This window comes from Rhodococcus sp. T2V, from assembly GCF_029269925.1.
GTDB classification, from domain to species: domain Bacteria; phylum Actinomycetota; class Actinomycetes; order Mycobacteriales; family Mycobacteriaceae; genus Rhodococcus_F; species Rhodococcus_F koreensis.
This window is the reverse complement of the sequence record NZ_JARJBD010000089.1, coordinates 31,989-42,117: the sequence shown is the minus strand read 5'-3', so window position 1 is coordinate 42,117 and position 10,129 is coordinate 31,989. Positions and strand designations below refer to the sequence as shown.

The window sequence follows — 10,129 nt, the reverse complement described above, 5'->3', positions numbered from 1 at the left end:
AAACCCGGCTCGACACGCGGCGGTCGGCTGTCGGATAGTTCAGCACGCTCCTAGGTGACCCGAACAATGTCGGCGGAGCCCTCGCGACCAGCCGGAATGTCCTGTTCTCGCGATATCTGCTCGGCGCGGACTGGCGGCCGGTCGAAGATGTTCCCCAACGCGATCTGCGGGCCCTCGTCGTCATCGCAGCGCCGAGCGACCTCAACGAGTACGACGCTCCCGGTCGCTTGCTCGCGCCGATCGACGTCGACGCGGAACTTCAGTGGGCGAGGGAGAAACTTGAGCCTTTCCACCCGGTCGTGCTCGTGAGCGACGGCGAGGCCACGCTCGCGAAGATCACACAACGGCTCGACGGCCGTGACCGGTTCGACATCCTCCTGCTCACGTGCCACGGCGCGATCACCGATGACGTTCCGCTGTTGTTCCTCGAAAAGGCTGATGGCACCACGGATGTCGTGGATGCACGGAGGGTCGAGGAGACGTTTCGCGATCTGGCGCACCGGCCTTCGCTCGTGTTTCTCAACAGCTGCCAGTCCGCGGGTGTTGCGGATTCGCGCCACAGTGCGGACGGCGGTGCGCTGTCGGCGATTGGCCCACGATTGGCTGCGGCGGGTGTCCCAGCCGTCGTTGCGATGCAGGCAAACGTCACGATGCAGACGGCGTCGAACTTCGCCCGTGCCTTGTTCGAGTCCTTCGCTGCCGATCCTGTTATCGATCGCGCCGTGGCGGTGGCCCGCGACCAGGTCCGCGACCGCGGTGACTGGTGGGTGCCCGTACTGTACTCCCGGATCCGATCGGGCCGGTTCTTCGTTCCGCCGCCCAGCTTCGGTGACGACTCGGAAGACCCGTGGGAGTATCTCGACCTGATGCTCAGGAACGGGAAGGTGACACCTGTGCTCGGGCCGGGACTCGCCGACGGCATCTTGGGCTCGCGGTCCGAGGTCGCGCAGCGGTGGGCGCGGCGTTGGCAGATGCCGCTGTCCACGCACACACGTGATGACCTCGCGCAAGTTACGCAATACATGAAGGTGAGGCTGGGCAACCGAGATCAAGTCCCGATCGAGGTGCAGGACTATATCCGCACGTACCTGCAAGAGCGCAAGGACGAGGCTAGGGGAGACGATCCCTTCATGTCGGTGTCGCAGGACATTCTCGACAACGAACCTCCGCAACGCGCAATTCTGGAGGTGGGGAAAACACTTCGGCATCGCGGCAACGATCCGTATTCACTCGTCGCTGCAATCCCCGCCGAGGTTTATATCACCACGGCGTGGACCGACCTGCTCCAGGACGCCCTAAAGGACAGGGGGAAAGACCCGACGACGTTGTGCTTCCCGTGGTACTCCAAGTTCGACTGGACCGATGAGCCATGGGGCAAGAGCACGTCAGCGGAGCCACCGTCGACGACGCATCCGTGGGTTTATCACCTATTCGGGAGGCTGGAGGAACCCAAGACTCTGGTGCTCACCCACGACGACTACTTCGACTGGCTGTCGAACTGGATTGTCAAGAAGGACCTGACAGCGTTCGTCCCGCCGCGCGTCAAGCGCGCTCTCACAGACAAGTCCCTGCTCTTCCTCGGGTACCGACTGGACGACTGGGACTTCCGCGTCGTATTCCAGGGCATCAAGGCCTTCGGAATGGATTATCGCGACGGCAAGCACATCGGCGTGCAGCTCAGACCGGAGAGCGAGGCGATCGACCGGCACGCCGCCCAACGGTATCTGGAGTCCTACTTCGGGCGGGACAACCACGTGAACATCTTCTGGGCGAACACGACCACGTTTCTCAACGAGCTCCGACAACAGACTGGACTCCAGTGATGAGCACATCGATCGTGGTGCCCGGGCAAGACTTCAAGCCACGCAACCCGTATGTCGGACCGCGCCCGTTCAAGGTCGGGCAGACGCTGCCCAACCGCGAGCAGGAGGCACAGGATGTCGCCGACCTGCTGGTGTCAGATCGTGTGCTGCTGCTGCATGCCAGGTCCGGGGCCGGCAAGACGTCGCTGATTCAGGCGGCGGTCATGAGAAAGTTGGACGGTTTCCGCGTCCTCGGGCCCGTGCGTGTCGACAAACCGCCCTCGGTCGGCGATGACGGAAAACCCATCGCGCCGCGCAATGTTTACGTGAACAGCATCGCGACCTACCTGCTCGCCGATGTCGAGAGTGCGTCGACGCTGGCAGACCTCTCCCTCGACGAGATCATTGACCGCGTGACGCGCAGCGGGCCGGTCGTGCTCATCATCGATCAATTCGAGGAGGTGCTCACGCTCAACCCGACTGACTCGTCGGCCAAGCGTCAATTCTTCATGGAACTCGGCTCGGCCCTAGAGCGCTTGCCTTTGTGGTTGCTCCTCGCGATGAGGGAAGACTTCGTCGGCGCATTGGCGCCCTATGTGCAGTACCTGCCGGGGCATCTCCATTCGCGCTATCGACTTGAGTTCTTGACCCGGGTGGAAGCGATGGCGGCCATCCAGAAACCTGCGCTGGGACAGCGCGTGACGGTCACCGACGACGCCGCACATGCGCTGGTTCGCCTGCTCGCGACCACCAAGGTGCAGCAGCCGCAGCGTGCGCTCGAAACGGTTGCCACCGATTACATCGAACCGTTTCAACTCCAAGTGGTGTGCCGGCGCTTGTGGAAGGACATCCGATCCGACTTCGAACGCTCCGATCGCGGCAACTTCAACCGAATCGAACGGTGCGATATCGACAAGCTCCCGGACGGATATGTCGAACGCGCACTCAGCCGCTACTACGCGGATTCGGTCAGGGAGATCGCAAGGAGCTACCCCGTCGACGAGCGGGCTCTTCGCACGTGGTTCGAGGAGGCGCTGATTACTGTTCAGGGCTATCGGAGCCAGAGCACCAGTGGCCCCATCGAGGGGAGAAGGGGACAGGATGTCCTGGCACGTTTGAAGGACATGTTCCTCATCAACGACGACAAACGAGGTGACACGACATGGTACGAGTTGGCCCACGACCGGCTCATTCCTGCGGTCAAGGACGACAACGCAGTGTGGCGGGCGTCGAAGTTGGCGCCATGGCAGTTGCAGGCGCTCGAATGGGCGCACAGCGGCAGACAGGCAGGCTACCTGCTCGATGATCGTGATCTGGAAGCAGCGCTCAAGTTGGACGTCTCACGTTCCGATCTCGACGACGAATTCCTACAAGCGTCGATCGAACGAGCGCGCGGAACCTTTCGGCTGGCGCGATACCGACGACGGTGGGTGTTTTTGGCGCTGCTGGCGCTCGTCGAGTTCATGATCATCATCTTCCTGCTCATCCTGGTGATCGCGAGATGAACCCTTCCGAGTGGCTCGTCTTCAACGGGGTTGACGCCGAAACGGGTGGATACCGTTTCCCCCCGGCGCCACTCGTCGAGGTCGCCGAATCGATCCGTAGGACGACCTCGACGGGCGGCGCCCACGCCGCAGATCTGGCGCACCGCGATCAGTCCGACGAAGCACATCTGGGCGTGATGGCCGGCTTTCGGCCGGAGGATCTCGCGTCGGTCGGCTGGGCGATCGTTGTACCCGAGGGTCTCCACGCCGACGTGCTCGAGAGCCTGCGACCGCTGCGCGACCTGCGGCGCGAGCAGGCGGGCAACCTGTACCGGGAACTCGTACGCAGGACCAACGAGGACGTCGACGACTGGCTCGACCGTCACGAAATGTCGCCCGGCCCGTGCGATCCAAGGAAAATCCCCTACTACGTGCTCCTAGTAGGCGATCCGGAGGCGATACCGTTCGAGTTCCAGTACCAGCTCGACGTCGACTACGCCGTCGGGCGAATCTGCTTCGAGACCCTCGCCGAATACGCCGCCTACGCCGAAACGGTTGAGAAGGCAGAATCGGAGACGCCGCCCACAATGCATGCCCACTTGTTTGGTCCGCGCAATCCCGCCGACGAAGCAACCGCGCTCAGTGCCGAGCTCTTGTTGACACCCTTGCGTGAGGAACTGGCAGAGTTGCTCCCCGCAAGCTCCGTCGCAGCCGATATCGGGCAGTCGGCCACCCAATCCACGCTCATCGAACTCCTCACAGGCGATCGGGCGCCAGCCCTGCTATTCACAGCCAGCCATGGCTTGGCAACGCAGGGACCGGATCAGCGAGCACGCCAGGGCGCCCTCGTCTGTCAGGAGTGGCCCGGCCCGTTCCGACGCGGCCCGGTGGGCGAGGACTGCTATGTCTCCGGTGCCCACGTCGCGGGAACAAGGATACGGACGCGGATTGTCATGTCGTTCGCGTGCTACAGCGCAGGAACGCCTGCGGGAATTGATGACTCCGCCGACAACATGCACGAGACGTCGTTCGTGGCCGGTCTGCCGCAGTGCCTGCTGGGCACGCAAAATGGCGGCGCCCTCGCCTTCGTCGGCCACGTCGATCGCGCTCTCGGCTACTCCTTCATGTGGACCGGAGTCGACCCGCACATCACCGCGATGGCGAGCACTGTCGTCGGACTCCTCGGCGGCAGTCGAGTCGGTAGTGCAATGGAGTCGCTTAATTCCCGATATGCGTCGATCGCCACCAGGTTGGACCGCCGGCTGACGGAGCTACGCGGGCCCGCGCGCAGACAGATCAACGACTCGACCGTGACCCAACTGTGGGCAGCGGCTCACGACGCACGGAACTACGTAGTGATCGGCGACCCTGCAGTCCGTGCCATCCCGCCTCAATGAGGAAGAACGATGTCTCTCGAGAGATTACCCGACAACGCGACTACCTATCACCTCGTCGCCTTCGACGCAGACGGTGCCGAGCGATCGGAGGACGGACGGAAATACACCACGCAACTCAAAGCCGCGCTCGCGGCACACCCGACCGATGTGTTCGTACTCAGTCACGGGTGGCAGGGTGATATTCCCGCCGCCCGCGACCAGTACACCCGCTGGATCACCGCGATGCTGCAACGCACCGACCAGATCGATCGGCTCAGTCAGCGGCCGAGAGGATTCAAACCGGTTCTCATCGGCTTGCACTGGCCCAGCAAAGCGTGGGGGGACGAAGAGCTTGTCCCAGCGGCCTACGCCATCGAACCGTCCGCGAGTGACGCTCCGACAGTGAGAGACCGTTCTGTTGCGGATCTGACTGAGCTGTTCGTCGGTCGGCTTGACAGCAGCCAGAGAGTTCACAGCGCCGTCGCGGCGATCGTATCCGAAACCATGACCAATGCCGCGCCGCGCAGGCTGCCAGACCATATACGTGCGGCGTATCAAGCGATCGACGCAGAACTCAGTGCGCACGACGAGGATCCGAACGAGGACCGGGGACCTTTCGACGCTGACGAGATGTACCAGGCGTGCCGAAGAACGCAAGTGGCCAGCTTTGGCGGAACATCGTTGGGTGGTCTCCTCGCGCCGCTGCGGATGATGACCTTCTGGCACATGAAACGTCGCGCCAAGCGGTTCGGCGAGACCGGAGCCGCTGCAGTGCTCGGCCTCGTGCGTCAGGCCGCCCCGGGTAGCGCCGTGCATGTGATGGGGCACAGCTTCGGCTGCATCGTCGCATCGGCTGCACTCAGTACATCCGCTCGGGACGATCGAGATGCCGTCGCCTCGCTGATCTTGCTGCAGGGGGCGATGTCGCTATGGTCGTTCTGCGAGGAAATTCCTTTTGCTTTCAACAGAAGTGGAGCCTTCCGACGGATACCAGCCAATCGGCTCGTCTCCGGGACCACGCTCGTCACAACCTCCGTGCACGACCGCGCGGTGGGAACCTTCTACCCGATCGGCGCAGGTGCACGGCGCCAGCTCGAGTACGCGCCGGGGCCCGAGCGGCAACTCCCGAAGTATGGCGCGATCGGCGCTTGGGGTGCGCGTGGGCCTGGCCTGCAAACGGTCGATACCCAGATCGGTGAATGGCCAACGGCCCCGCACGATTTGCGGGGCACCTGGGTCAACCTCGATGCAAGCGCCGCAATAGCGACCGGGACCGGAGTATCGGGAGCCCACAATGACATCTGCCACGAGGACCTGGCAGACCTTATCTGGGATGTGGTCGACTGCGGCTGCGGCACCTGATTCGCTGCCACCGACGGCGCTCACGCTGCACCCAGGCCGGTGTGGCTACCGACGAGCTTGCCGCGTGGCGGGCGGTCGCTCGCACCCACCGGGGGCGAGGGAGAAGGAGGCGCATCGGGAATTACGCTGACAAACTGGTCGATACGCATTCCGAATCACGCCGCCTTCGATGCCGTGCCGCGACCGGCGATCGGGGCGCCACCGTGTGAGTGGAGGGGTCGGGGACGCCCGTGGCAGACCGCGGTGTGGGCTGATGGTCAGCCCACGCGGATGCCCTGGTCGGCGAGGAACTCGCGGGCACGACCCAGTTGGCGGTCGGTGGAGAAGGCGTACCACTGTTCGGTGAGGCTCTCCTGGTGGACAAGGTCCCGGAACCGGCGGAACGCCCCCTCCATGTCGTCGGGGTTGAACTGGGCCAGTGCCTCCTCGGCCTGGCGGGGGTGACGTGCATGGTGGCGTCGTAAGCCAGGAGAGCAGGAACCAGGTCTGCTGATGGAAAATCGATGGTGCAGAGGTTGCCGCCCACCGTTGCCGTGTTCCGAATTGCGGGATTCGCGGACGACGATGCGGCTTGCATCAACCCTTGTAGACCGGGGGTGCCTTCGATGGATGTCGCAAGGTCACTGTGCGTGACACACGCTCCGATCTGTAAGGAACTGCCGTAGTGCACCTCGGTGAAACCCGCGATCGCACCGAGGGAAACCAGAACCGGTGGCAGAGGTTCGCGGCGGATGGGCGCCCGCATCAACCAGGTAGCGCCGGCAATTGGAACCGCTGTGCCGTCGTGCTGGGCAAGAATCACCACCGCCTCGTCAACAGAGGACGGCAGGTGAATCACCGATTCGGGAACGCTTGCGGTCATGGGGAAACCTCGATAGGTGCGGTGGGTGTACGTGCTTGTGCGGTCGCTGAGGTCGACTGCCAACTTTTCGTGGAAGTCGGCACCTCGAGCGGGTGAATCGGCCGGTCGGTGTTTCGAAGCGAGTGGCTCTGGCCTCCGTATCGGCCGACGACGATCTCCGCAGCGATCGAGACCGCGGTCTCCATGGGTGTGCGCCCACCCAGGTCGAGTCCTATTGGTGCAAATAGCCGCCTCAGGTCGGTCGAACTCACCCCGGCGTCGTGGAGGCGGTCGATGAGCATGCGTGTAGACATTCGTGATCCCATCGCGCCGACGTATCCCAGGTCCAGCCGCAGGGCGACCTCGAGGAGAGGCACGTCGAATTTAGGGTCATGGGTGAGCACAGTGACCACGGTGCGCTCGTCGGTTCGCCCAGCCCTTGCTTCGGAGGAGAGGTAGCGATGTGGCCAATCCACGACGATGTCATGAGCCGCTGGAAAACGTTCCTTCGTGCAGAACACGGCGCGCGCGTCGCAGACGGTCACTCGGTAGTTCAATAGTGCACCGAGTGTTGCCATGGAAGCTGCGAACTCGGTTGCACCGAACACCAGCATGCGGGGAGGGGGGTGAGAAACATTCACGAAGAGCGTCATCGCCGACTCATGCTCCCCGAACCGAAGAAGCCCGGACCTGCTTTCGCGCAGTAGGTCGCCAACAGCGTCCGGAACACCCTCGTGATCAAAGTGGACTTCCCCCAGTAGTTCGGTGCCTGCGATCACCAGGCGCCGTCCGACAATCTCGCGATCGGCGTGGTCTACCACCACCGCCACCGCCACCGGTTCTGCACTACGCACCGCGTCCAACACTCGCTCGAGATCGGGAAAGCTCGCAGGATCGAGACGCTCGACGAACACCTCGAGAACACCTCCACAGGTCAGCCCGACTGCGAAGGCTTCGTCGTCCGAAATCCCGTACCGTTCCATCACCGGTGTGCCATCACCGATCACCTGCTGAGCAATTTCGACGACCGTCGCTTCCACGCACCCTCCGGACACACTTCCGACGACCGCGCCGTCACGAGAGACCAACATCGCCGTACCTGCCGGACGCGGCGCGGAATGAAACGTTGCCACAACGGTCGCCATCGCAACGGCCTCGCCGACTTGAAATCGGCGCTCCACCTCATCGAGGACATCAAACACCGCGTACCTCGCTCATCAGATCTTGCAAAGTGGCCATACTGTGCCCGGTGAGGAGACGATCGACGTGAGGCAACGCCGCCGCGATTCCCGACTGCACCGGGCGATACCCGTCCCGCCCCGCATAGGGGTTCACCCACAACACCGCATGCGCCAACCGGTGCAGCCGCGCCATGCTCTCGGCGAGCGGTGCGGAGTCTCCACGCTCCCATCCGTCGGAGAAGACGACGACGACCGCTCCACGGGCAACCCGACCGCCCCAGCGATCGAGGAAGACCTTCATCGTCTCGCCGAGCCGCGTCCCACCGGACCAGTCAGGCACAGCGCGCGCGGCCGCGGCCAACGCTAGGTCGGGATCCGAAGGCCTCAATGCCAGCGACAGCCGGGTCGTCTTCGTCCCGAGAGAAAACACCTCGGTGGAGGACGGATGGCGGCTTGCCATGACGTGTGCACAGCGCAGGTATGCGTCGGAGAACGAACACATCGAGCCTGAGATGTCGATCAGCATCACCACCGGACGAGGCCTAGAGTCCCGGTGTCGGTGGCGGGGAAGACTCGGTTCACCGTCGGCAGCACGCATTGCATGCAGTGTCCGCCGTCGATCGACAAGACCACGAGACCAAGGGGAGTGACGGTAGGCGCGCCGCTGCGGAGGGTCGGTGCGCAGTTTGCCGAACAATGCTGCCAAGCGTTGTCGGTCAGCCCCGCTCAGCTCGCTAAGGTCGCGGTGACGGAGTATCTCGGTGTCGCTCGCTGCGACCCGGATCTTCTCGTTGTCGGTGCACTCGTCGTTCGAATGGTGGGGACTTCCGGAGTGTTCGGGAACCTCCACCCAATCCGGCGTGGCAGCTGACGGCGGAAGCTGCTCGGTATCGAACCATCGGGTGAAGATCTCATCATAACGCGGCACATCTTCCGGTCGGTGGCACAGCGTGGCGCGCCCTGCCCAATAGACCTGTGCGGAGTTGTGCAGGCCTAGTGCATGAAGTGCTCTGACATAGTTGCTCGCACAGCTCAATGTCACCGGTTGGCCGGCCTCGGAGAGGGCGCGCACGAAGCCTGTGAGACCGGCAAGGGCACTTCCGGTAGAGGACGGCGTCATCGGGCCGTGACAAGTTGGTCGAGGCCATGCGATTCGGCCCGTTCTCGGTCCTCGCGGTACTTGAGAACCGCACCCAGGGTCTCGCTGGCCGCGACCGAGTCGAGGACCGAATGCCCTAGTGCCAGTAAGGATTGTGCCCAGTCCAGGGATTCGGACACCCCAGGGGGCTTAACCAGGTTCAGCTTCCGCAATGTTCTGGTTGCCTGCCCGACCTGCGCCGCGAGGTCGTCGTCGATCCCGGGAATGTGACGCCGCAAGATGGCGACCTCGCGTTCGAGCGGAGGATGTTCGAGCCAGTGATATAAACAGCGCCGTTTGAGTGCGTCGTGCACCTCGCGTGTGCGGTTAGACGTCAGGATCACGATGGGGGGCGTCGGAGCTCGAACCTCGCCATATTCGGGGATGGACACAGAATTTTCGTCGAGTAGCTGAAGGAGGAACGCCTCGAATTCGTCATCTGCACGATCGATCTCGTCGATCAACAGCAGACACGGTGCTTCGGTGAGCGCGCGTAAGAGCGGGCGCGCCAGCAGAAACCGTTCGGAGTAGAGGGACTGTTCGACGCACGCGACATCACGCTCAGTTGCGGGTACCGAGTCGAGGGCCCGCAAGTGCAGGATTTGGCGGGGGAAGTTCCAGTCGTAGAGGGCCTGCGAAATATCGATTCCCTCGTAACACTGCAGCCTGATCAGCGGAAGCGACAGCGCTTCGGCCAATGCTTTGCTCAACGATGTCTTCCCTGTGCCGGGCTCTCCCTCGCAAAGCAAGGGTCGCTGGAGCTTCAAGGCGAGAAAGGCGGCTACCGCGAGTCCGTCATCTGCGAGATAGCCCGTCTTGTTCAGCGCGTCGGCAAGTTCGGACGGAGAGGAGTGAGGTAGCACGGGACGAAATCTCACTTTCGATTCACAGGAGCCGGGCACAGCCAACATTTGAACGACCAGGAGGAGTGACGACCAAGAAGTG

General features: G+C 63.2%; 8 protein-coding genes and 1 pseudogene. 4 read left to right on the top strand and 5 right to left on the bottom strand.

Features of this window, described 5'->3' with window-relative positions:
• The first annotated feature begins 101 nt into the window (after positions 1–101).
• Genes P3H15_RS42700 through P3H15_RS42685 form a run of 4 tightly spaced genes read left to right on the top strand, consistent with a single transcriptional unit; the run spans position 102 to position 6,024 of the window.
• The gene (locus P3H15_RS42700) at positions 102–1,823 is read left to right on the top strand and encodes an SIR2 family protein (protein WP_346348843.1); all 1,722 of its coding nucleotides are present in this window, start codon (positions 102–104) and stop codon (positions 1,821–1,823) included.
• Positions 1,823–3,307, top strand: a complete 1,485-nt coding sequence (locus P3H15_RS42695; RefSeq protein WP_276142818.1) for a hypothetical protein — start codon at positions 1,823–1,825, stop codon at positions 3,305–3,307. The genes P3H15_RS42700 and P3H15_RS42695 overlap by 1 nt, the downstream gene beginning before the upstream one ends.
• Positions 3,304–4,683 carry a hypothetical protein gene (locus P3H15_RS42690; RefSeq protein WP_276142817.1) on the top strand — a complete coding sequence of 460 codons (1,380 nt, stop codon included), beginning with the start codon at positions 3,304–3,306 and terminating at the stop codon, positions 4,681–4,683. The genes P3H15_RS42695 and P3H15_RS42690 overlap by 4 nt, the downstream gene beginning before the upstream one ends.
• Before the next feature lie 9 nt (positions 4,684–4,692).
• Positions 4,693–6,024, top strand: coding sequence for a hypothetical protein (locus tag P3H15_RS42685; protein WP_276142816.1), 1,332 nt, complete (start codon positions 4,693–4,695; stop codon positions 6,022–6,024).
• Between the two features lie 257 nt (positions 6,025–6,281).
• Here P3H15_RS42685 and P3H15_RS42680 read toward each other — a convergent pair whose 3' ends face one another.
• The 5 genes and pseudogenes from P3H15_RS42680 to P3H15_RS42665 form a co-directional block, all read right to left on the bottom strand.
• Positions 6,282–6,419 (bottom strand): hypothetical protein, encoded by a 138-nt coding sequence (locus P3H15_RS42680; RefSeq protein ID WP_276142815.1) that lies wholly within the window; start codon positions 6,417–6,419, stop codon positions 6,282–6,284.
• Positions 6,420–6,451: 32 nt separating this feature from the next.
• A pseudogene (locus P3H15_RS55910) lies at positions 6,452–6,886 on the bottom strand (xanthine dehydrogenase family protein subunit M); the annotation flags it as partial.
• Positions 6,883–8,067, bottom strand: coding sequence for an XdhC family protein (locus P3H15_RS42675; protein ID WP_276142814.1), 1,185 nt, complete (start codon positions 8,065–8,067; stop codon positions 6,883–6,885). The gene P3H15_RS42675 and the pseudogene P3H15_RS55910, both read right to left, overlap by 4 nt.
• Positions 8,060–9,166 (bottom strand): VWA domain-containing protein, encoded by a 1,107-nt coding sequence (locus tag P3H15_RS42670; RefSeq protein WP_276142813.1) that lies wholly within the window; start codon positions 9,164–9,166, stop codon positions 8,060–8,062. Before P3H15_RS42670 ends, P3H15_RS42675 begins: the two co-directional genes overlap by 8 nt.
• Positions 9,163–10,095 carry a MoxR family ATPase gene (locus tag P3H15_RS42665; protein ID WP_346348842.1) on the bottom strand — a complete coding sequence of 311 codons (933 nt, stop codon included), beginning with the start codon at positions 10,093–10,095 and terminating at the stop codon, positions 9,163–9,165. Before P3H15_RS42665 ends, P3H15_RS42670 begins: the two co-directional genes overlap by 4 nt.
• Positions 10,096–10,129 lie beyond the last annotated feature (34 nt).

Coding starts and splice junctions, on each gene's coding strand:
- P3H15_RS42695 (WP_276142818.1), top strand. CDS start 1,823: ATGAGCACATCGATCGTGGTGCCCGGGCAAGACTTCAAGCCACGCAAC.
- P3H15_RS42690 (WP_276142817.1), top strand. CDS start 3,304: ATGAACCCTTCCGAGTGGCTCGTCTTCAACGGGGTTGACGCCGAAACG.
- P3H15_RS42685 (WP_276142816.1), top strand. CDS start 4,693: ATGTCTCTCGAGAGATTACCCGACAACGCGACTACCTATCACCTCGTC.
- P3H15_RS42680 (WP_276142815.1), bottom strand. CDS start 6,419: ATGGAGGGGGCGTTCCGCCGGTTCCGGGACCTTGTCCACCAGGAGAGC.
- P3H15_RS42670 (WP_276142813.1), bottom strand. CDS start 9,166: ATGACGCCGTCCTCTACCGGAAGTGCCCTTGCCGGTCTCACAGGCTTC.
- P3H15_RS42665 (WP_346348842.1), bottom strand. CDS start 10,095: ATGTTGGCTGTGCCCGGCTCCTGTGAATCGAAAGTGAGATTTCGTCCC.